We start from the raw sequence: 21,797 nt of genomic DNA on the forward strand, positions 1-21,797 counted from the left end.
GACAGCCAAATACGCGATTACACGCCCGCCGCTTCAAGGGAACGCGACTACTGGCCGATAACCCGAGCGGTCGTTGTGATTTTCGTCACTGGCGGCTGGCAATCGTCATCACGGGTTTGTGCGAAATTGCTTGATAGCCGATGGCCTCCCGCTATCATCTGCGCGCCAAAAGGACCGCGAAGCTGAGCTCGCCCGTGTCGTGCCTTTGGATTGTTCTTCTTAATTTGTCTGGAAATCTTCGATGCTGTCGTATCACCAAAAAAGCTTTCTGATCGTCGATGATTTCTCGGATTTCCGCAGTTCCGTCAGGTCCATGCTGCGGGAGCTGGGCGTCAAGGACGTCGACACCGCCGATACCGGCGAACAGGCGCTGCGCATGTGCTCGCAGAAGTCCTATGACTTCATCCTGCAGGATTTCCACCTGGGCGATGGCAAGAAGAACGGTCAGCAGGTGCTCGAAGACCTGATGATCGAGAAGCTGATCAGCCATGAAAGTGTGTTTGTCATGGTCACGGCAGAAACCAGCCAGGCCATGGTGCTCAGCGCGTTGGAGCACGAACCCGACGCATACCTGACCAAGCCGTTCAACCGTTCGGGCCTGGCCCAGCGCCTGGAACGACTGGAACAGCGCAAGACCTTGCTCAAACCGATCCTGCAAGCCCTTGACCGGGGCAAGCCGGTTGAAGTGCTCAATGCCTGTATTGCCCTGTGCAAACAGGACATTCGTTATTCGCCGTTGTGCCTGCGTTACCGCGCCGATGCGTTGCGCGACTTGAACCAGAACGAAGCGCTGGAGCGCTTGTACGACAGCATTCTGGCGGATCGTCCTTTGCCGTGGGCGTTTGCCGGGCTGGGCCAGTTGCTGTTCAAGCGCGGCCAGGTCAGCCAGGCCAAAGGCATCTACGAAAAAGCCTTGAAAGTCTTCCCGATGATGCCGGCCCTCTACGACGGCATGGCCGACGTGCTGGTCGCCGAAGGCGACACCAAAGCGGCGCAGAAAGTGTTGGAGGAGGCTATTCGCCTGTCGCCGCTGGCGGTGCGCCGGCAAGCGTTGCTGGGCAAACTGGCAATGACCAACGAAGATTTCGACACCGCCTCCAAAGCCTATCGCCAAGCCGTGAACCAAGGGGCGCAGTCACGTTTCAAGGACGCGGAAAGCAACCTCGGCCTGGCCCATGCCTTGATCAGCAAGGGCGCGGAAAAGGGCCTGGACACCCGGACCCGCCTTGAAATCAATACGACGCTGAGTGCGGTGGCGAAGGAGAACCCCTCCGACCCCGGCTTGCAGATTCGTGCGCGCCTGATGAAGGCCACCAGCCTGCTGCTCAACGATGCCGAAACCGCCGAGAAGCTCACCGAGCAAGCGATGATGCGCCTCGATGGCATGGAGCAATTCATGAGTGCCGAAGCGGCGCTGCTGGTGGCCAAGCAGCTGCAAATGCTGGGGCAGGCGAGTGCCGGCGCCTCGATGCTGAAAAACTGCGCGGAAATCTACGGCGACGATCCGACTGTGATGAAGGGCATCGCCAAGCTGACCGACGACCCGACCATCCTCAATTCCGGTAATGCGGCTGCCGACCTCAACCGCCAGGGCGTGCGGGTGTACAAGACCGGCAACCTGGTGGAAGCCCGGGATGTGTTCCGCAAAGCCCTGGCGTTGCAGCCGAAGAACATCAGTATTGCCCTGAACATGGCGCAGTCGCTGCTGCATGGCACCGACACCAGCGTGCCGTCGGCGGAGCTGGAAGAATGCCGGGCATGCCTGAAAACGGTCGGCCTGATGCCCGATACCGACGCGCGTTATCCGCGCTACGAGAAACTGAAAATCAAGGCGTTCGGCGAATGATCGACAGCGAACCGTCACTCGACTTCTCCACGGTGATTGCCTCCACCGTGCATGATATGAAGAACTCTCTGGCCATGCTGATGCAGGCTCACAGCCAATGGCTGGCGCGTTTGCCCGACCCTGAGCGGCATACGCCGGAGCAGGGCGTCATCGAGTTCGAGTTCGCCCACCTCAATGACATGTTGGTGCAGTTGCTGGGGCTGTACAAACTCGGCGTCAACCAGATGCCGTTGCAGCCGGCCTACCATGAGCTGGATGATTTCATCGAGGCGCAACTGGCGGCTCATCAAGAAGTGTTCGCCAGCCGCGGCATTATCGCGACCTATGAAGTAGACCCGTTGAGCCCGCTGGGTTTCTTCGATCGGGAGCTGATTGCCTCGGTGCTCGCCAACAGCATCAACAACGCCATTCGTTACGCCCGGCATGCCTTGTTGATCACCGTCAGCGATGAGGCGGGGCAACTGGTGCTGACCATCAACGACGATGGCGAGGGTTATCCACCCGAGATGATCGAGCGTCAGGCCGATTATGTGCAGGGCATCAACCACAGCAGTGGCAGCACAGGCCTGGGCCTGTACTTTGCCGGGCGGATTGCCGCCCTGCACCAGCGCAATGGCGTGGGCGGACGCACCGAAATCAGCAACGGTGGCCCATTGGGCGGCGGTGTGTTCAGCCTCTATCTCCCCTGAATCCCTGCGTACGCCGTCCCTGACTAGGAATACGCCCCGTAGGAGCTGCCGAAGGCTGCGATCTTTTGACTTTGCTTTTTAAAGGCAAGATCAAAAGATCGCAGCCTTCGGCAGCTCCTACGGGGGCCGTGTTGTCAGAGCAGATCGAGTTCCCACGGGAGCGCGGTTTTTTGTTGGATGCTGCTTGATATTCCGAACAGCCGGAGCCTATTTTGTACGGGTCGCCGTTCGCGGCTCGTACAACAACAAGGATTGCGTCATGACAACCGATGGCCATCGTTCACTCGCGCAGCGATTGACGGGCATTGATGAGATTGAATGTGTCACGCCGGACCTGAACGGCGTACCACGCGGCAAGGTAATGACCGCCGAAGGTTTCCTCGAAGGGCGGCGTTTGCAGATGGCGCGGGGAGTGCTGTTGCAATGCATCATGGGTGGCTATCCGCCGGCGCGCTTTTACGGCAGTGATGATGGCGACCTGGCGCTGGTGCCTGATCCCTCACAGATCCACCGCTTGCCCTGGAGCCAGCAACCTCGGGCGCTGGCCATTTGCGATGCGCAGGAGCTGACCGGCGAGAGTTCGCGCCTGTCGACCCGCGGCCAACTCAAGGCTGTGATCGCTCGCTACGCTGCCCTGGGGCTGGCGCCGGTGGTGGCGACCGAGCTGGAATTCTTCGTCTTCGCGCCCAATCCCGATCCGACGCAACCCTTTCAGCCGCCGGTAGGCCTGGACGGTCGTCGCGAGGACGGTCATTCGGCGTTCAGCATCAGCTCCAATAACGGCTTGCGGCCATTCTTCACAGAAGTCTACGCAGGCATGGCGGCGCTGGGATTGCCGCGTGATACCTTCATGCACGAGATGGGCGTCAGCCAGTTCGAGATCAACCTGCTGCACGGCGATCCGTTGCTGCTGGCCGACCAGACGTTGCTGTTCAAGCATCTGCTCAAAGAAGTGGCGCTCAAGCATGGCCTGACCGTGGTCTGCATGGCCAAGCCGTTGGCGCACACGCCGGGCAGTTCGATGCATATCCATCAGAGCATCGTTGAGATCGGCACCGGGCGTAACGTGTTCAGTGACAAGGCTGGCGAGCCGACCGCGACCTTCCGTCATTTCATCGGTGGCCAGCAGGCCGGCCTGGCGGATTTCACCGCGCTGTTTGCGCCGAACGTGAACTCTTATCAGCGCCTGTGCCATCCTTTTGCATCGCCGAATAATGCTTGCTGGTCCCACGACAATCGCGCCGCCGGACTGCGCATTCCGGCCAGCTCACCGGTCGCTCGTCGGGTCGAGAATCGCTTGCCGGGGGCCGATGCCAATCCGTATCTGGCGATCGCCGCGAGCCTGGCGTCGGGGCTGTATGGCATCGAGAACAAACTGGAGCCGGGCGAGGCAGTTCAGGGCGAATTCGTGGTGCCGGATAATCTTTCGCTGCCGTGTACCTTGCATGCCGCTCTTGAACGTCTGAAGCGTAGCCAATTGGCAAAGGAACTGTTCGGCAAGGAGTTCATCGAAGGCTACATCGCTTCGAAGACCATGGAATTGACCAGCTTCCTTGATGAAATTACTCCCTGGGAACGGCGTGTTCTAGCAGCCCAGGCCTGACGATCTGTCGCCATCGGGCTATCGTTTGTCGATAGCCCGATACTCACTGCAAGGAGCCGCTCGGAACGCCGATGCGCCAAATCCTGAAATCCTTTCGAGGGCTTTATTTCGCTTCGCTGATGATGTTGATCGGCTCGGGCCTGTTGAGTACTTACCTTGCACTGCGCCTGGCGGCCGATAAAGTCGACAGCCTGTGGGTCGGCGCGTTGATGGCGGCCAACTATTTCGGCCTGGTGCTGGGCGGCAAGATCGGCCATCGGCTGATTGCCCGGGTCGGGCATATTCGGGCCTATTCGGCCTGCGCCGGGATTGTCGGCGCGGCAGTGCTGGGCCATGGCCTGGTGGACTGGTTGCCTGCGTGGCTGTTTCTGCGGGTGATCGTTGGCCTGGGCATGATGTGCCAGTACATGGTGATCGAAAGCTGGCTCAATGAGCAGGCAGAAGCCAATAAACGTGGAGTGGTGTTCAGCGGTTACATGATCGCCTCGTATCTGGGGCTGGTGTTGGGTCAGTTGATTCTGGTCATGCACCCGGGGCTGGGCCTGGAACTGCTGATGCTGGTCGCACTGTGTTTCGCCCTGTGCCTGGTGCCGGTGGCCCTGACGCGGCGGATCCACCCGGCGCCTTTGCACCCGGCGCCGATGGAACCACGGTTCTTCATCAAGCGCGTGCCGCAGTCGCTGAGCACGGTGTTGGGGTCGGGACTGATCGTCGGTTCGTTCTACGGCCTGGCACCGCTGTATGCCTCGCAACAAGGATTGTCCACCGAGCAGGTCGGTCTGTTCATGGGTAGCTGCATTTTTGCGGGCCTGGTGGTGCAGTGGCCGTTGGGTTGGCTGTCGGACCGCTATGACCGGGCGCTGTTGATTCGCAGTTTTGCGTTCACCCTGGCACTGGCTGCATTGCCGCTGGCGATCATGCAGCAGGTGCCGCTGGAGGTGCTGTTTGTCGCCGGGTTCCTCTGTTCGTTGGTGCAGTTCTGCCTGTACCCGTTGGCGGTGGCGTTCTCCAACGACCATGTCGAGGGTGATCGTCGGGTGTCGCTGACGGCGATGCTGCTGGTGACCTACGGTGTCGGCGCGAGTATCGGGCCGCTGGTGGCCGGGGTGCTGATGAAGTTGTTTGGCAGTCACATGCTCTATGCCTTCTTCAGCTTCTTCGCGTTGGTGCTGGTGTGGCGAATCCGTCCGAAAGCGGTCACCAACCTGCATCAGGTGGACGATGCGCCGCTGCATCACGTGGCCATGCCGGACAGCATGTCGAGTTCGCCACTGGTGGCGTGCCTTGACCCACGAGTCGATGAACAGGTGGTGCAGGATCAGATGCAAAACCCGGTCAACCCTGAACCTGATTTCGAACCGGATGCCGAGCCCTCAGAAGCTGAAACCGATACGGAATCAGAAGACCCTGACACCGGGCGCGAGCAAAGCTTTACCGAAGCGAGGCCTTGATCAGGGCATAAAAATGCCCCTGATCTCACGAGCGAAGGCGCTTTTTTATGGCCGGACACTGATCTCCCTGTAGGCGCTGCCGCAGGCTGCGATCTTTTAAGATCAAAAGATCGCAGGCTTCGCCAGCTCCTACAAAAGCAGTTTGCAGTACCCAAAAAAAACGGGCAGTCACCGCAAGGGACTGCCCGTTTTTTTGGGAATGGCGTATCAGAAGTCGTCTTTGTCGAAGCGTCGCGCTTCGCGCTGAAGCTGATAGACGAACCGCTCGACTTGCCGCTGCACCAGGCCGCTCATGTTGTGAAAACGCACGCCGGCAAAGGTGGTGTTGATCTTTTCTTCGAAGTGCAGGTAACGCAACTCGACCGGTGCCGTCATGCTGCCGAAGGGCAGGGCGGCGATGAAGCGGTCGTAGACCTGGCCCAGTTGCAGCCTGGCGGTGATGTCGCCTTCGAAGCGCAATTTGCAGCCAGTGGCTGAAATGTCCAGCAGCTTGCCGCCGATGGGCGACTTGAGTTTGTCACCCCCCAGTTCGACATTCACCAGTTGTGCCAGCTTCAATGCGGCGCGGAAAGCATTGCGGCGCTGGTGGTAAACCACCTCATCGGGCAGTGCGCCACGGTAGCAGCGGCCATCGCCAGATTCGTCGATCGTCAGCGGGCCATTGCTTTCCCAAGCGATGCGCACACCTTCGTGGAAGCCTTCGACCTTGAACGGTTCGCCGGCCAGCAGAAAGCGTTCGCCGTCGCGGGGGATCATTTCGTCCAGGGCGATCATGTTGCTGTCACGGTCAACGTCCACCAGATAGCTCTGGAAGCGCTGGCTGCGCTCGTGGAACGTGATGATCAGCGGGTCATGGCTGTCTTGCAGCTGGCGCAGGTTGCCGGAGATTTCCAGGGGCGTAGTGAGCACCTTGGGTGGCTGCGGAGCATCTTCCGCGCTTAAGGCATTGGACACGGGGTATCAATCTCCAGGCAAATATGACTACTAGCTGGCATTCTGCCAGCATGTTTCGCGTCTTGATAGGGCGTGCTCACTGAAAGGCTCAAGCCTGACTGAGCGGGCGTGGCTTGGCGAGCTTGGAGGTTGATCCGCGGGCATCGTAGAGCGCTGGCGGCTCGCCGCCGGTGAGGATTTTCAACTGGTTGGCCGTGGCGGCCTGCTGCACCAGAATCGACTGGCCATTGTTGGCATTGGCGGCCTGGCACTGGGCCAGGAGGTCGGTCAGCACGTCGCTCTGTCCCAGCAACCGTTCGCCAATGCTCGACTGGCTGGCGAGTTGCTCCAGGCCCTGGCGGTTGGTTGGCAAGTTGAGGCTGGCGAGGATTTCACTGCGCTTGCGGCCATGCTGTTCGAGCAGAATGATCAATGCCTGTTTATGCGCCAGAATGTCTTCGAGCAGTGGCATGTCGCGACCGTGCAAGGCGAGGGACTCGGTTTGCAGGAGCTCCAGCAGTTGTTGTGCCGGGGCAAAGTCGTCGATGATCAATTGCAGTAAATGAGTGTCGTGCATGGCTGGCCTTGGGTTTTAAGCGTCCAAAAGCCTGGCGCGGGCCGTGGCCTAGCGCTGGGCTTCGAAGTTGAGCAGTTTGCTGGCTACACGGTTGCTGTCGACTTTATAGCTGCCATCGGCAATCGCTGCTTTCAACTCGGCCACGCGGGCGTTGTCGACGGCAGGCTGATCGCGCAGCTTGTCAGTGACCTTCTGCAACTGTTGAGCCTCATCACTGAGGTGTACCGATTCCCCGCTTTTGGTGGTACTGGCCTGTTCGGCCGGGGTATTCAGCGGCGTGGATTGGCCGGCTTCGACGGTTTCCTTCGCGGTGCTGGTACGCGTACTGCCCGTAAGTGACGAGGAGCTGTTTAAACGACTGAAATCGATGACCATGATAAAAAACCTCTGGGAATTTGGACGCTTGCCATGTTTTCGGCGATTCCCCGAAAAACTTTAGGCCCATTTATCAATGAGCTTGCATGCGCCAGCGCGCGTCCTGCATGCGGCACAGTTTAGGCAACAGCTATGGTCAGCGCCACATCTTCACGAACAGAGAGCCCTGCATGGTCGCTCACATAGAAACCTCTACCTGACCGGGCGCGGTGACTTGCGCCTTGATGACCCGCTGGGAGTTAAGGTTCTTCACGCGAATCTGTTCGCGCAGACCGCCGTTGGACAGCGCTTCACCCGGCATGCGCACACTGAGCGTACCACTGCGGGCAGTAATCACCACCTGGTCGCCCTTGCGAATCACTTCCGCCTGTTCGAGGTGCACCAGGGTAATGATCTGATCGGCGACCATTGGTCGGGTAAGTCTTTGTCCGATCGCCTCATCGACAGAGGTCAGAAAACCCTGGTTTATCAGGCTGATATCGCGCTCGCGCAGGGTCACGTCCTGAGGTTCGATAATCCCTGTGCGCTTGAGCGGACGAGTGGTGGTCACGATGTCGCGAAACAGCTTTACTTGAGCGGGCACGAAGACTGTCCAGGGCGAGGCGCCCTCGCAGCGAACCTTGACCGTGACCCGGCCCAGAGGCCTTGCCGGGCTCTCGAGGGTGGCTGTCAATTCCCTGTCGCACATGGGCATGCGCAGGCGCGGATCGAGCTGGTTGACCTGGATTTCGTAGCGGCCTTGCGTTTGACTGGTAGCCAGATAGTCCTCTACGGTGAATTCAAGAAAGCCCTGAGTGACGCCGATAAGCATGTCAGGCAAGGTAACCGTATCAGCAAGGGCAGGGCTGCCAGCGTTGAACAGGCAGACGGCCGACATCGCACAGAGCAATCTGCGGCAGGTTGATGTCAGGCGTCGGAAAAATGTCGGTTCTGTGTTCATAAAAGTTAAAAAGCAAGCGCCGTGCCGTTTAGTGATGAATGTGCGTCGCAACACACTTAGCGTTGGTGTAGGAGTCTGGGCATGGCTGGTGTAATGGATTCGGTGAACCAGCGCACGCAACTGGTAGGGCAGAATCGCCTTGAGCTGTTGTTGTTCCGTCTCGACGGCCAGCAGCTGTATGGGATCAACGTATTCAAGGTTCGTGAGGTGCTGCAATGCCCCAAGCTGACCCTGATGCCCAAGTCCAGTCCTGTCGTGTGCGGTGTGGCGAATATTCGGGGGGCGACCATTCCGATTCTGGATCTGGCGATGGCGACCGGTTCCGGTCGGTTGCTGGATCAAAGCAATCCCTTCGTGATCATCACGGAGTACAACACCAAGACCCAGGGTTTCCTGGTTCGATCGGTGGAGCGCATCGTCAACATGAACTGGGAGGAGATTCATCCGCCACCCAAGGGTACGGGACGCGATCACTACCTGACCGCTGTGACTCGGGTCGACAATCAGTTAGTCGAAATCATCGACGTCGAGAAGGTGCTGGCGGAAGTGGCGCCGACACCGGAATCGATTTCGATGGGCGTGGTGGATGTCGAGACTCAGCACAAGGCATTGTCCTTGCGGGTGTTGACGGTCGATGACTCGTCGGTGGCGCGCAAGCAGGTATCCCGTTGCCTGCAAACGATCGGCGTCGAAGTGGTGGCGTTGAACGACGGTCGGCAAGCGCTGGATTACCTGCGCAAACTGGCTGACGAGGGCAAGAAGCCGGAAGACGAGTTCCTGATGATGATTTCCGACATCGAGATGCCGGAAATGGACGGGTACACCCTGACAGCCGAGATCCGCGCCGACCCGCGCATGCAGAAGCTTCATATCATCCTGCACACTTCGTTGTCGGGTGTGTTCAATCAGGCGATGGTCAAGAAAGTCGGTGCCGATGACTTCCTGGCCAAGTTCCGTCCTGATGACTTGGCATCCCGGGTGGTCGACCGGATCAAAGCAGCAGATATCAGCTAGGGGCGCTTTGCCCCTGGCGGTCAACACGATTTAAGAGGCCGCATCATTGTCTACGGGTAATTTGGATTTCGAACAGTTCCGGGTCTTCCTGGAAAAAGCCTGTGGCATTTTGCTTGGTGAAAACAAGCAATACCTGGTCTCGAGCCGTCTCAACAAACTGATGGAACAGCAGGGCATCAAATCGCTGAGTGAGCTGGTTCAGCGCATCCAGACCCAACCGCGCAGCGGTTTGCGCGAGATGGTGGTGGATGCCATGACCACCAACGAAACCCTGTGGTTTCGTGACACCTATCCGTTTGAAGTCTTGAAGAACAAGGTATTGCCTGAAGCGATCAAGGCAAGCCCCGGTCAACGCCTGAGGATCTGGTCGGCGGCGTGTTCGTCGGGTCAGGAACCGTATTCGCTGTCGATGTCCATCGATGAGTTCGAGCGAGTCAACATGGGCCAGTTGAAGATGGGCGTGCAGATCGTTGCCACGGATCTGTCCGGCACCATGCTGACCAACTGCAAGACCGGCGAGTACGACAGCCTGGCCATCGGCCGCGGCCTGTCGCCCGAGCGCCTTCAGCGTTACTTCGACCCCAAAGGGCCGGGGCGCTGGGTTATCAAGGCGCCGATAAAGAGTCGGGTGGAGTTTCGCTCGTTCAACCTGCTGGACAGCTACGCGAGCCTGGGCAAGTTCGACATCGTGTTCTGCCGCAACGTGCTGATCTACTTCTCCGCCGAGGTGAAGAAAGACATCCTGTTGCGCATTCACAGCACGCTCAAGCCCGGCGGTTATCTGTTCCTTGGCGCGTCCGAAGCGCTGAACGGTTTGCCGGATCATTACCAGATGGTCCAGTGCAGCCCGGGGATCATTTACAAGGCGAAGTGATTCGTTGACGGCATAAAGAAACGGGAGTCCTCAGGGGCTCCCGTTTTTTTATGCCTGATGATTTTCCAAGTCCACCATCATCCCCCTGTGGGAGCGAGCCTGCTCGCGATAGCGGAGTGACAGGCAACAAAGATGTTGACTGACATTACGCTATCGCGAGCAGGCTCGCTCCCACAGGGTCAGGTGGTGTTCTTTCGATCGTGAGAAGCGGCAGAAAAGCGGCAGGCGGCGGAAATCGGTTGCCGCTTTTCTGGCATTGCCGCCTTGCCTTTACCCGCAAAGCCCCGGTTTACGGGGATATTTGAATTGGCACGCCGCTTGCTATGTCCATCGTACGAAAAATCAGGTCACCCGAAGGTTTCCCGACATGAGCATCAGCTTCGATAAAGCGCTCGGTATCCACGAACAAGCCCTGGGCTTTCGCGCTCAGCGCGCCGAAGTCCTGGCCAACAACATCGCCAACGCCGACACCCCGAACTACAAGGCTCGGGATCTGGACTTCTCGAAAGTGCTCGCCGAGCAAAATGAGAAAACCAAAAACGGCAAGTTCGCCTTGAACATGACCAACAGCCGTCATATCGAAGCTGAAGGTCTGGGCAATGGCGACGAGTCGCTGATGTATCGCACGCCGATGCAGCCGTCGATCGACCAGAACACCGTGGACGCTCAACTGGAACAATCGAACTACGCGGAAAACGCGGTCAACTTCCAGGCCAGCTTCACCCTGCTCAACAGTAAATTCAAAGGGCTGGTGTCAGCCCTGCGCGGAGAGTAATCCATGTCTCTATCCAGTGTTTTCAACATTGCCGGTAGCGGCATGAGTGCCCAGACCACTCGCTTGAACACCGTCGCCAGTAACATCGCCAACGCCGAGACCGTTTCGTCGAGCATCGACCAGACCTACCGCGCCCGTCACCCGGTGTTCGCCACCATGTTCCAGGGCGGTCAGAGCGGCGGCAGTGATTCGCTGTTCCAGAACCAGGAGGCGGCCGGTCAAGGCGTGCAAGTGCTGGGCGTGGTCGAAGACCAGAGCAACCTTGAAGCGCGCTATGAGCCGAACCATCCGGCCGCTGATGCCAAGGGCTACGTCTACTACCCGAACGTCAACGTCGTCGAAGAAATGGCCGACATGATTTCCGCGAGCCGTTCGTTCCAGACCAACGCCGAAATGATGAACACCGCCAAAACCATGATGCAGAAGGTCCTGACCCTCGGTCAGTGATAAGGGGCGATTCACATGAGCGTTATCAGCGATGTTCTGGCCAACTCTTCGGTCACGACCACGACCACCAAAGACAGCCTGACCTCGGCCGCTACCGGCGGGCAGAAACTGGGCAAAGACGCGTTCCTGCAACTGCTGGTTACCCAGCTGAAAAACCAGAACCCGCTCGATCCTCAGGACAACAGCGAGTTCGTGGCACAGCTGGCGCAGTTCAGTAGCCTGGAAGGTATTACCACGCTGAACGACACGGTTACCGGCCTTGCCAGCAGCTATAACTCGTCGCAAGCCTTGCAGGCTTCTTCGCTGGTGGGCCGTTCGGTTATCGCGCAGACCGACAAAACGATGGTTGACACCTCCAAGAGCCTCAACGGTACCGTCGTGATGCCGACATCGGTTGCTGCTGCCACCGTCAAGATCAGCAACTCGGAAGGCAAAACCATCCGCACCCTCGACCTGGGCAGTCAAAGTGCCGGCAACGCCAGTTTCATCTGGGACGGAAAGGACGAGGCGGGCGCGGTGGCACCGGCGGGTACTTACACCTTCGGCGCGACGACCACTATCGACGGCACGAATACCTCACTGATTACTTACCTGCCGGCAACGGTCAACAGCGTGACCATCAGCCAGACCGGCGGTGAGTTGATGCTGAACCTGGCAGGCATGGGCAGCGTTGCCCTGTCCAAAGTACAAACCATTGGTATATAGAGCCGACTAACACGGCACAAAGGAGTGGAATATGTCTTTCAATATCGGCCTTAGCGGTCTCTATGCAGCCAACAAACAACTGGACGTGACCGGCAACAACATCGCCAACGTCGCGACCACCGGTTTTAAATCGTCCCGTGCAGAATTCGAAGACGTGTACTCGGCCACTCGCCTGGGTACCGGCAGCAAGACCGTCGGCAACGGCGTGCGTCTGGCCAACGTTTCCCAGCAGTTCAGCCAGGGTGATGTGAACAACACCGGCAACGTGCTGGACATGGGCATCCAGGGCAACGGCTTCTTCATCCTCAGCGACAACGGTTCCCTGAGCTACACCCGTGCCGGTGCGTTCAAGACCGATGCTGAAAACTATGTGGTTGATAACAACGGCAACCGTCTGCAGGGTTATGGCGTCGATGCCAACGGCAAGATTATTAATGGCGTGTTGACTGACTTGAAGATTGATACCTCGAGTCTGAAACCGAACCCGACGACCAAGGTCGATCAGACAATGAACCTGAACTCGGCTGAAACAACACCGACTGTAGCCACGTTCAGCCCGACCGATACCAACAGCTATAACAAGACCATTTCCACCAAGGTCTATGATAGCCAGGGTAACGAGCACACCATGGATCAGTACTACGTGAAAACGGGTACCAACGCTTGGCGCATTTACACTTACATGGATGGCCGTACCCCATCGGACCCGGCCAACAACACCCTGACTCCGGCGGTGGCGGATATCACCTTCAACTCTGACGGCAGTATCAACACGCTGGCCGCAGTTTCCGGTTGGACCATAAGTGGCAAAACCTTGACCATGAGTAACTGGGTTCCAGGTGCTGTGACCAACGCCGCAACGACTCCTGTGACCTGGGGGCCGAACGGTTCCGTCGATGCCACTAGCGGTATAGCGTTCAACATGGCGTTGACCACCTCTTACAACTCGCCAACCGCTCGTACCGCCCAATTCCAGGACGGCTACGCCACCGGCCAGATCTCCAGCCTGACCATCGACGCCAGCGGCGTCATGACCGCCAACTTCAGCAACCAGCAAACCAAGGCCATCGGCCAGGTGGCGGTCGCCAGCTTCGCCAACGAGCAAGGCCTGCAGCCAATTGGCGGCACACGCTGGAAAGAAACCTTCGCTTCCGGCGTGGCCGGTGTCGATGCGCCAAAGACCGGTACCCTGGGTTCGGTCGTGTCCAACTCCCTGGAAGAGTCCAACGTCAACCTGACCAACGAACTGGTTGATTTGATCAAGGCGCAGAGCAACTACCAGGCGAACGCCAAGACCATCTCCACCCAGAGCACCATCATGCAGACCATCATTCAGATGACTTGATGCGGGTCAGTGGGTAGCGCTTAACAAGGAGCCCCTCGCGAGAGGGGCTTTTTTGTGGGTGCGCCAGGCATGGCGCGTTGCGCGCAAGCGCAACCAGCTTGGCTGTGGTGGCCACGCTGTATGTGAGAGGGCGGCGGATGTGAATCCGCCTCCTGCTCGAGCCGGGATTTGTCTCAGGCACTGACATCGTGGTTGTCTATATTGGCCTCATCGCGAGCAGGCTCGCTCCCACATTGGATCTATGCAACACCACAAATCCCTGTGGGAGCGAGCCTGCTCGCGATGGCGTCAGCCGGGCCACCACGTTCCTCAAGGCAAAAGAAAACCCCCGATCAGTCCAGAGAACTCATCGGGGGTTTCGAACAGGCGCCTTTCAGCGCCTGCCAGCTCAGCTTATTGGCAAGCTTCGCAATCCGGCTCGTCGATGGCGCACGCCTTCGGCACTGGAGCAGGGCCGGCAGGCGCTGCCAGGACCGAGTCGTCACCGTGGTTGCCGCCGCTGGAAACAGCGTTCAGCTTACCGGTGTTGATGGTCGACTTCTCGGTGCTGGTCGCGGCCAGGGCACGGAGGTAGTAAGTGGTTTTCAGGCCACGGTACCAAGCCATGCGGTAGGTCACGTCCAGCTTCTTGCCCGAAGCGCCGGCGATGTACAGGTTCAGGGACTGAGCCTGGTCGATCCACTTCTGACGACGGCTGGCGGCGTCGACGATCCACTTGGTGTCCACTTCGAACGCAGTCGCGTAGAGCTCTTTGAGTTCTTGCGGGATGCGCTCGATCTGCTGCACCGAACCGTCGTAGTACTTCAGGTCGTTGATCATGACCGCGTCCCACAGACCGCGAGCCTTCAGGTCGCGAACCAGGTACGGGTTGATCACGGTGAACTCGCCCGACAGGTTCGATTTCACATAGAGGTTCTGGTAGGTCGGTTCGATCGACTGCGAGACGCCCGTGATGTTGGCGATGGTCGCGGTCGGTGCGATGGCCATGATGTTGGAGTTACGAATGCCTTTCTGCACACGGGCACGAACCGGTGCCCAGTCCAGGGTTTCGTTCAGGTCAACATCGATGTACTTCTGGCCACGCTGTTCGATCAGGATCTGTTGCGAATCCAGCGGCAGGATGCCTTTGGACCACAGCGAACCCTGGAACGTCTCGTAGGCGCCGCGCTCGTCGGCCAGGTCGCAAGAAGCCTGGATCGCGTAGTAGCTGACCGCTTCCATGGACTTGTCGGCGAACTCGACGGCAGCATCGGAACCGTAAGGGATGTGCTGCAGGTACAAAGCGTCCTGGAAGCCCATGATGCCCAGACCGACCGGACGGTGCTTGAAGTTGGAGTTCTTCGCTTGCGGCACCGAGTAGTAGTTGATGTCGATCACGTTATCGAGCATGCGCACGGCGGTGTTCACGGTGCGTTGCAGCTTGGCGGTGTCCAGCTTGCCGTTGGTGATGTGGTTCGGCAGGTTGATCGAGCCCAGGTTGCAAACGGCGATCTCGTCCTTGTTGGTGTTCAAGGTGATCTCGGTGCACAGGTTCGAGCTGTGAACCACGCCCACGTGCTGCTGCGGGCTGCGCAGGTTGCACGGGTCTTTGAAGGTCAGCCATGGGTGGCCGGTTTCAAACAGCATGGACAGCATTTTGCGCCACAGGTCTTTGGCCTGGATGGTCTTGAACAGCTTGATCTTGCCTGGGTACTCGGACAGGGCTTCGTAGTACTCGTAACGCTCTTCGAAGGCCTTGCCGGTCAGGTCGTGCAGGTCCGGCACTTCGGACGGCGAGAACAGGGTCCACTTGCCGTCATCGAAGACGCGCTTCATGAACAGGTCAGGGATCCAGTTGGCGGTGTTCATGTCGTGGGTACGACGGCGATCATCACCGGTGTTCTTGCGCAGTTCGATGAACTCTTCGATGTCCATGTGCCAGGTTTCCAGGTAGGCACAGACAGCGCCTTTGCGCTTGCCACCCTGGTTAACGGCGACGGCGGTGTCGTTCACTACTTTCAGGAACGGCACAACGCCCTGGGATTTGCCGTTGGTGCCCTTGATGTACGAGCCCAGCGCACGAACCGGCGTCCAGTCGTTGCCCAGGCCGCCCGCGAATTTGGACAGCATGGCGTTGTCGTGGATCGCGTGGTAGATGCCCGAAAGGTCATCCGGCACGGTGGTCAGGTAGCAGCTCGACAGCTGTGGACGCAGGGTGCCGGCGTTGAACAGGGTCGGAGTCGAAGACATGTAGTCGAAGGACGACAACAGGTTGTAGAACTCGATCGCACGATCTTCTTTGTTCTTCTCTTCGATCGCCAGGCCCATGGCCACGCGCATGAAGAAAATCTGTGGCAGTTCGAAGCGGATACCGTCCTTGTGGATGAAGTAACGGTCGTACAGGGTTTGCAGGCCCAGGTAGGTGAATTGCTGATCGCGCTCGTGGTTGATCGCCTTGCCGAGTTTTTCCAGGTCGAAGGACGCCAGAATCGGGTTCAGCAATTCGAATTCGATACCTTTGGCGATGTACGCCGGCAGCGCCTTGGCGTACAGGTCGACCATTTCGTGGTGGGTCGCGCTCTCGGCGACGCCCAGGAAGTTCAGGCCTTCGGCACGCAGGGTGTCCATCAAAAGGCGGGCGGTCACGAACGAGTAGTTCGGCTCACGCTCGACCAGCGTACGGGCGGTCATCACCAGGGCGGTGTTGACGTCGGTCAGGGCCACGCCGTCGTACAGGTTTTTCAGGGTTTCGCGCTGGATCAGGTCGCCGTCGACTTCTTCCAGGCCTTCGCACGCTTCGGTGACGATGGTGTTCAGGCGGCCCATGTCCAGAGGCGCCAGGCTGCCATCGGCGCGGGTGATGCGGATCGACGGGTGCGCTTGTACCGGCTCTTCGGTGGTGCTGCGTACGGCGCGTTCCTTGGAACGGGCGTCACGATAGATCACATAGTCGCGGGCTACTTTTTGCTCGCCGGCACGCATCAGGGCCAGTTCGACCTGGTCCTGGATTTCTTCGATGTGGATGGTGCCGCCCGATGGCATGCGACGCTTGAAGGTCGCGGTGACCTGTTCGGTCAGGCGGGCAACGGTGTCGTGGATGCGCGACGAAGCGGCAGCGGTGCCGCCCTCAACTGCAAGAAACGCTTTGGTGATGGCGACGGTGATTTTGTCATCGGTGTAAGGAACGACAGTGCCGTTACGCTTGATCACGCGCAGCTGGCCAGGCGCGGTGGCGGACAGATCCGAATTCGAATCGGCGGCCTGCGGCAAGGTGCCCTGCGGGTTCTCGCGAGTTGTGTCGGTTTGCATGGGGGGTTGTCTCCACATTCTCTATGTTTGTTTGGGCACCATCACGGTGCCCACCGTTCTGTCCTGAAGCACTACAACCGGCGGGGGCCGGGCATACCAACTTCGGGACAGATCAGGAAGGGGCTATTGGGCGCCGCTTCCATGCCGAAGTCTTTGGTGTCACGCCTTGGGCCTGAAACCGAATTCCGTTTTGGGCGGCAGTAAATGACTGCAACACCCGTACCGTTATCGCCGTTTCGGGCTTAAAAACAGTAGCCATCCGCACGCGCGGTTTGGTCTTTCGAAAATACGTTTGGTTCAACCGGAAAGAGGCAATAAAAGCGCTTGAAATCGGTGTCCGGTTTGTGTTTGGTTTTTGGCATAAAACCCTACATGTAGGGTTTTTTTGGCGCCGAGGTACAAGATAATGCGTTTTGGAGGGTGTTGCAATGTACTACCTGTGGATAAACCTGTGCGTAAATTGTGTGTGAAAGAGGGAACAGGCGTGTAGGCCGCGACCTGGCTGGAGCCGACTGTTTTTCACTGATTTTCAGCGACAGAAAACAGTCATCCGGATTTTTAAGGGCGCGAACCCTATCACAAAAAACCGTTGTGTCCGAACGTATTTACCGGCTTGTGTTCCCGCCGTGCGACGTTTATACAATCGGCCAATGCAGATGCATTCTTATCCTCCCCAATCATTACAAAAAGACGGGTGGATCCTTCCCTTTAAAGTGGTGTTGGCAAGCAGAGGTCATCGTGGAGCAAGAAGCCTGGCAGGTATTGATTGTCGAGGACGACCAGCGTCTGGCCGAACTGACCCGCGATTACCTGGAAGCCAACGGCCTGCACATATTGATCGAGGGCAATGGTGCCCTGGCTGCGGCACGCATTATCAAGGAGAAACCGGACCTGGTGATCCTCGACCTGATGCTGCCGGGCGAAGATGGCCTGAGTATTTGCCGCAAGGTTCGCGACAAGTATGACGGCCCGATCCTGATGCTCACCGCCCGCACCGACGACACCGATCAAATCCTCGGCCTCGACCTGGGCGCCGACGACTACGTGTGTAAACCCGTTCGCCCACGCCTGCTGCTGGCGCGCATTCAGGCCCTGCTGCGACGCAGTGAAACCCCTGAAACCGCTCCGGAAAAACAACGGCGTCTACAGTTCGGCCCGTTGGTGGTGGACAACGCGCTGCGCGAGGCCTGGCTGCATGACAAAGGCATCGAGTTGACCAGCGCCGAATTCGATCTGCTCTGGCTGCTGGTGGCCAATGCCGGACGTATTCTGTCTCGCGAAGAAATTTTCACCGCGTTGCGCGGAATCGGTTATGACGGCCAGGACCGTTCCATCGACGTGCGCATTTCGCGCATCCGCCCCAAGATCGGCGATGACCCGGAGCATCCGCGGCTGATCAAAACCATCCGCAGTAAAGGTTATCTGTTCGTTCCCGAAGCCTGCGCAGACCTGTCGCTGTGAACTCGATCTTCCTGCGCATTTATGGCGGCATGTGCGCGGCGCTGATTCTGGTAGCCGTGCTCGGTGTGCTGGCCTTGCACCTGCTTAACCAGGTGCGCAGCGAGCAGTACCGCGAGCGCCTGGCCCACGGCACGTTCTCGCTGATGGCTGACAATCTGCAACCGATGAACGACACCGAGCGCCACCGGGCCTTGCTGGTGTGGGGGCGCTTGCTCGGGATTCCGCTGGCGCTGAAGACGTTCCCCCAGACCGACCTCGACCTGACCCAGCGCACCCGCGTGCTACGCGGCCAGGCACTGGTGGAGCAGACCGGCCCGCATGCGGCGAAGGTTTATCGCCTGGTCAGCGACAAGGAACAACTGGTGCTCACGGGGGAAGTCCAGCAGATCAGCGAACAACTGGCGAGGGCGACCATTTACCTGTTGGCCGATGAACTGGTGCGCTACCCGGTGGCCGAGCAACCCAAGCGCCTGGCGCAGTTAAAGGAAGAGAAGGGGTTCGGCTTTGATCTGCGGCTGGTCACGGTCGATCAGGCTGACATGGACGAAGACCAGAGCCGCCGCGTGTCCGAAGGCGACACGGTGATGGCGCTGGGCAAGGGCGGCGATTCGATCCGGGTGTTTGCCGGCATGGTCGGTACGCCGTGGGTGCTGGAAATCGGCCCGCTGTATCAGATGAATCCTTACCCGCCCGAGTGGCTGGTGCTGATCGCGGCCCTGGGCCTGAGCCTGATCGGTTTGATTGTCTATCTGTTGGTACGGCAACTGGAGCGCCGTTTGCGCGGGCTGGAAGCCGCCGCCACACGCATCGCCAAGGGCAGCCTGGAAACCCGCGTACCGGCACGCGGCGCCGACTCGGTAGGGCGCCTGGCTTCGGCGTTCAACGGCATGGCCGAGCACTTGCAGCAATTGTTGGCGATTCAGCGAGAACTGGTGCGTGCCGTGTCCCATGAATTGCGCACACCGGTGGCGCGGCTGCGCTTTGGCCTGGAGATGATCGGCTCGGCCAGCACGCCTGAGGCGCTGGAGAAGTACCGCGAAGGCATGGACCACGACATCGAGGACCTCGATCGGCTGGTCGATGAGATGCTCACTTATGCGCGGCTGGAGCAAGGCTCGCCGGCGCTGAATTTCCAGCGGATCGATCTGGATGCCTTGGTCAACCAGGTGATCGAGGAATTGGCGCCACTGCGCGCCGAGGTCACGGTGCAGCGCGGCTTGTGCCTGTCGGCCGCCGATTGCGACGGCGCCTGGGTCGAAGCCGAGCCGCGTTACCTGCACCGGGCGTTGCAGAACCTGGTGAGCAACGCGATGCGCCACGCCCAGTCACGGGTGACCGTCAGTTATCAGGTGGGGCAGCAGCGCTGTCGGGTGGATGTCGAGGATGACGGGCCGGGCGTGCCGGAAACGGCGTGGGAGAAAATCTTCACCCCGTTCCTGCGCCTCGATGACAGCCGCACCCGCGCCTCGGGTGGGCATGGGTTGGGGTTGTCGATCGTGCGGCGAATCATCCATTGGCATGACGGGCGAGCATTGATCGGCAAGAGCAAAAGCCTGGGCGGGGCCTGTTTCAGTTTGAGCTGGCCGAGGAATCAGGAGCGGCGTTGAGATCATTTATTGCTTTTGAGGGCCTCATCGCGAGCAGGCTCGCTCCCACATTGGATCTCCTGTGAACACGCAATTTGTGAACAGCAGAGATCAACTGTGGGAGCGAGCCTGCTCGCGATGAGGCCCATGTGGCCACTACAAACCCTCAGGCCTTGATACTGACCAGACTCAACAAATGCCCATCCATCACTGCAAATTGCGCGTCCAGCTCAGTGCCGCTACGCCATTCACTGGACAGGTCAGTCAGTAACCGCAATCGCACGTCACCACCCTCGCTCCACTCCAGCACTTCGGCATGTTCGAAGTAGAAGCGCTTTTGGACGATCGGGTAGAGCGCCTTGAACAGGCTTTCCTTCACCGAAAACGTCAGCGTCACCCACATTGCCAGTTGATCGCGAGCCCCGACAGCCATGCGCTGCAACTCAGGCCCGGTGAGAATTTCCCCGGCCAGGCGTTCGGCCCGTTCCGCGTCGAGCAGGTTTTCCAGATCCATCCCCAAACCGCGCCAATGGGCCTTGTTCGCGACAATCGCCGCGGCCCGGCCGGTGCTGTGGGTGATCGAACCGGCGATATGCGCTGGCCACACCGGTGCACGGTCCTCACCAATGGCCGGAATGAAACTCAGCCCTTCCAGTTGTTGCAACGCGGCCCGAGCGCAAACCCGTCCGGCGAGAAACTCGGCCTGGCGCTTGGCCACCGAACGCTGGATGCTCGCGGGCGGCTCGATGGCACTGCGCTGAAAATCATCGCTGGCCAGTTGCTTGGGATCGAAGTGAGTCCCCAACAGGACTGTATCGGGCAGCACAAACGGCAGCGGCCAAAGGGCGTCGAGCGGGGTGCAGCAGGCGGGTAGGGCGGGGACGGGATTCATGACGGGCATTTTGCCGGGTTGCCTTGAGGCTGGGTAGTCCCAAGGTTCGGATCGGCGGTGCGGCCATCGCGAGCAGGCTCGCTCCCACACTGGATTTATGCAACTTCACAAATCCCTGTGGGAGCGAGCCTGCTCGCGATGGCCCCGACACGGTCTACCGGCTTAACCAAAGATTTTCTTGAAAAACGCCTGCATGTCCGCCCACGACTGCTCATCCGCGGCTTTGTTGTAACCAATGTCCGGCCCGCCGTGGTCGCCATGGCTCAGGCGATCCGCATCGGGATTGCTGAACCCATGCTTGGCGCCTTCGAGGCTGACAAATTTATAGTCGGCACCGGCCTTGTCCATTTCCGCCTTGAACGCCGCCACGTTATCCGCCGTGACCATGCTGTCCAGCGCGCCATGCTCCACCAGGATTTTCGCCTTCACACTGCCAGGCACAGCCGGCGTATTGGTTGCCAGTGCACCGTGGAAACTCACCACGCCCGCCAGCGGCAAGCCCTGACGTGCCGCATCCAGCACCACCTTGCCGCCGAAGCAATAACCGATGCCCGCCAGTTTGGCCGGATCGGTCTGTGGCTGTTTCTTCAGCAAATCGAGCCCGGCCTGAAACCGCGCGCTGGCCGCTGCGCTGTCTTTCGACGCTGCTTGCATGAAGGCCATGGCGTCCTTGGGGTGTTCGGTGTTCTTGCCGTCGCCATACATGTCGATCGCCAGCGCGCTATAACCCAGGCCAGCCAGATCACGGGCGCGACGCTTGGCGTAGTCGTTGAGGCCCCACCACTCATGCACCACCACCACACCCGGGCGTGGGCCTTTAATGGCGTCGTCGTAGGCGTAATAGCCGATCAGCTTCGTACCGTCGGCACTTTGATAGGGAATTTCCTGGGTCTTGATGGCGGCCTGGCTGAGACCGCTCAAGGCCAGCAACACGAGGGCGAGGAATGCGCGCATGGTTGAATCTCCTTATTAAAAAACGTCAAAACAGCGTAGTCG

19 protein-coding genes are annotated in these 21,797 nt (G+C 59.2%); 12 read left to right on the plus strand and 7 right to left on the minus strand.

Annotated elements, in window-relative coordinates:
- Positions 1-241: 241 nt before the first annotated feature.
- The 4 genes from QMK51_RS07540 to QMK51_RS07555 all read left to right on the plus strand — a co-directional run bounded on the left by QMK51_RS07540 (position 242) and on the right by QMK51_RS07555 (position 5,589).
- Positions 242-1,846 carry a response regulator gene (locus QMK51_RS07540; protein ID WP_320393616.1) on the plus strand — a complete coding sequence of 535 codons (1,605 nt, stop codon included), beginning with the start codon at positions 242-244 and terminating at the stop codon, positions 1,844-1,846.
- Positions 1,843-2,535: a HAMP domain-containing sensor histidine kinase gene (locus tag QMK51_RS07545; protein ID WP_320393617.1), complete on the plus strand. Its 693-nt coding sequence runs from the start codon at positions 1,843-1,845 to the stop codon at positions 2,533-2,535. The genes QMK51_RS07540 and QMK51_RS07545 overlap by 4 nt, the downstream gene beginning before the upstream one ends.
- Before the next feature lie 361 nt (positions 2,536-2,896).
- On the plus strand, positions 2,897-4,138 hold the full coding sequence (locus tag QMK51_RS07550) for a glutamine synthetase family protein (protein ID WP_320394489.1): 1,242 nt from the start codon (positions 2,897-2,899) through the stop codon (positions 4,136-4,138).
- Between the two features lie 71 nt (positions 4,139-4,209).
- On the plus strand, positions 4,210-5,589 hold the full coding sequence (locus tag QMK51_RS07555; RefSeq protein WP_320393618.1) for an MFS transporter: 1,380 nt from the start codon (positions 4,210-4,212) through the stop codon (positions 5,587-5,589).
- A 207-nt stretch (positions 5,590-5,796) separates the two neighbouring features.
- Here QMK51_RS07555 and QMK51_RS07560 read toward each other — a convergent pair whose 3' ends face one another.
- From QMK51_RS07560 to flgA, 4 genes are all read right to left on the minus strand, one after another.
- The gene (locus QMK51_RS07560) at positions 5,797-6,543 is read right to left on the minus strand and encodes a flagellar brake protein (RefSeq protein WP_320393619.1); all 747 of its coding nucleotides are present in this window, start codon (positions 6,541-6,543) and stop codon (positions 5,797-5,799) included.
- Positions 6,544-6,631: 88 nt separating this feature from the next.
- Positions 6,632-7,099, minus strand: coding sequence for a flagellar protein FlgN (locus QMK51_RS07565; RefSeq protein ID WP_320393620.1), 468 nt, complete (start codon positions 7,097-7,099; stop codon positions 6,632-6,634).
- A gap of 48 nt (positions 7,100-7,147) precedes the next feature.
- On the minus strand, positions 7,148-7,474 hold the full coding sequence (gene flgM / locus QMK51_RS07570; protein WP_258699515.1) for a flagellar biosynthesis anti-sigma factor FlgM: 327 nt from the start codon (positions 7,472-7,474) through the stop codon (positions 7,148-7,150).
- 178 nt (positions 7,475-7,652) lie between these two features.
- The gene (gene flgA, locus QMK51_RS07575; RefSeq protein WP_320394490.1) at positions 7,653-8,414 is read right to left on the minus strand and encodes a flagellar basal body P-ring formation chaperone FlgA; all 762 of its coding nucleotides are present in this window, start codon (positions 8,412-8,414) and stop codon (positions 7,653-7,655) included.
- 81 nt (positions 8,415-8,495) lie between these two features.
- Between flgA and QMK51_RS07580 the strand changes: the two genes are divergently transcribed.
- The 6 genes from QMK51_RS07580 (at position 8,496) to flgE (ending at position 13,574) form a co-directional block, all read left to right on the plus strand.
- Positions 8,496-9,428 carry a chemotaxis protein CheV gene (locus QMK51_RS07580; RefSeq protein WP_258699517.1) on the plus strand — a complete coding sequence of 311 codons (933 nt, stop codon included), beginning with the start codon at positions 8,496-8,498 and terminating at the stop codon, positions 9,426-9,428.
- A gap of 46 nt (positions 9,429-9,474) precedes the next feature.
- Positions 9,475-10,302: a protein-glutamate O-methyltransferase CheR gene (gene cheR, locus QMK51_RS07585; protein ID WP_320393621.1), complete on the plus strand. Its 828-nt coding sequence runs from the start codon at positions 9,475-9,477 to the stop codon at positions 10,300-10,302.
- A gap of 367 nt (positions 10,303-10,669) precedes the next feature.
- Positions 10,670-11,077 (plus strand): flagellar basal body rod protein FlgB, encoded by a 408-nt coding sequence (gene flgB / locus QMK51_RS07590; protein WP_007899124.1) that lies wholly within the window; start codon positions 10,670-10,672, stop codon positions 11,075-11,077.
- Positions 11,078-11,080: 3 nt separating this feature from the next.
- Positions 11,081-11,524 carry a flagellar basal body rod protein FlgC gene (gene flgC, locus QMK51_RS07595; RefSeq protein WP_096509466.1) on the plus strand — a complete coding sequence of 148 codons (444 nt, stop codon included), beginning with the start codon at positions 11,081-11,083 and terminating at the stop codon, positions 11,522-11,524.
- A gap of 15 nt (positions 11,525-11,539) precedes the next feature.
- Positions 11,540-12,229, plus strand: a complete 690-nt coding sequence (flgD, locus tag QMK51_RS07600) for a flagellar hook assembly protein FlgD (protein WP_320393622.1) — start codon at positions 11,540-11,542, stop codon at positions 12,227-12,229.
- 31 nt (positions 12,230-12,260) lie between these two features.
- Complete coding sequence (gene flgE / locus QMK51_RS07605; protein WP_320393623.1) at positions 12,261-13,574, plus strand: flagellar hook protein FlgE; 1,314 nt, start codon at positions 12,261-12,263, stop codon at positions 13,572-13,574.
- A gap of 393 nt (positions 13,575-13,967) precedes the next feature.
- On the opposite strand, the gene QMK51_RS07610 is transcribed toward flgE, so the two are convergent.
- Entirely contained in the window at positions 13,968-16,862 is a 2,895-nt protein-coding gene (locus QMK51_RS07610; RefSeq protein WP_320393624.1) for a ribonucleoside-diphosphate reductase subunit alpha, read from the minus strand.
- A gap of 738 nt (positions 16,863-17,600) precedes the next feature.
- On the opposite strand from QMK51_RS07610, the gene QMK51_RS07615 reads away from it, so the two are divergent.
- Positions 17,601-18,323 carry a winged helix-turn-helix domain-containing protein gene (locus tag QMK51_RS07615; RefSeq protein ID WP_320393625.1) on the plus strand — a complete coding sequence of 241 codons (723 nt, stop codon included), beginning with the start codon at positions 17,601-17,603 and terminating at the stop codon, positions 18,321-18,323.
- Positions 18,320-19,930, plus strand: a complete 1,611-nt coding sequence (locus QMK51_RS07620; protein ID WP_320393626.1) for an ATP-binding protein — start codon at positions 18,320-18,322, stop codon at positions 19,928-19,930. The genes QMK51_RS07615 and QMK51_RS07620 overlap by 4 nt, the downstream gene beginning before the upstream one ends.
- Positions 19,931-20,075: 145 nt before the next feature.
- Here QMK51_RS07620 and QMK51_RS07625 read toward each other — a convergent pair whose 3' ends face one another.
- Together QMK51_RS07625 and QMK51_RS07630 are read right to left on the minus strand one after the other, a co-directional pair.
- On the minus strand, positions 20,076-20,801 hold the full coding sequence (locus tag QMK51_RS07625) for a 4'-phosphopantetheinyl transferase family protein (protein WP_320393627.1): 726 nt from the start codon (positions 20,799-20,801) through the stop codon (positions 20,076-20,078).
- Positions 20,802-20,963: 162 nt separating this feature from the next.
- Positions 20,964-21,755: a dienelactone hydrolase family protein gene (locus QMK51_RS07630; protein WP_320393628.1), complete on the minus strand. Its 792-nt coding sequence runs from the start codon at positions 21,753-21,755 to the stop codon at positions 20,964-20,966.
- Between the last annotated feature and the right edge of the window lie 42 nt (positions 21,756-21,797).

This window comes from Pseudomonas sp. P9_31, from assembly GCF_034008235.1.
In the GTDB taxonomy this organism is placed as follows: domain Bacteria; phylum Pseudomonadota; class Gammaproteobacteria; order Pseudomonadales; family Pseudomonadaceae; genus Aquipseudomonas.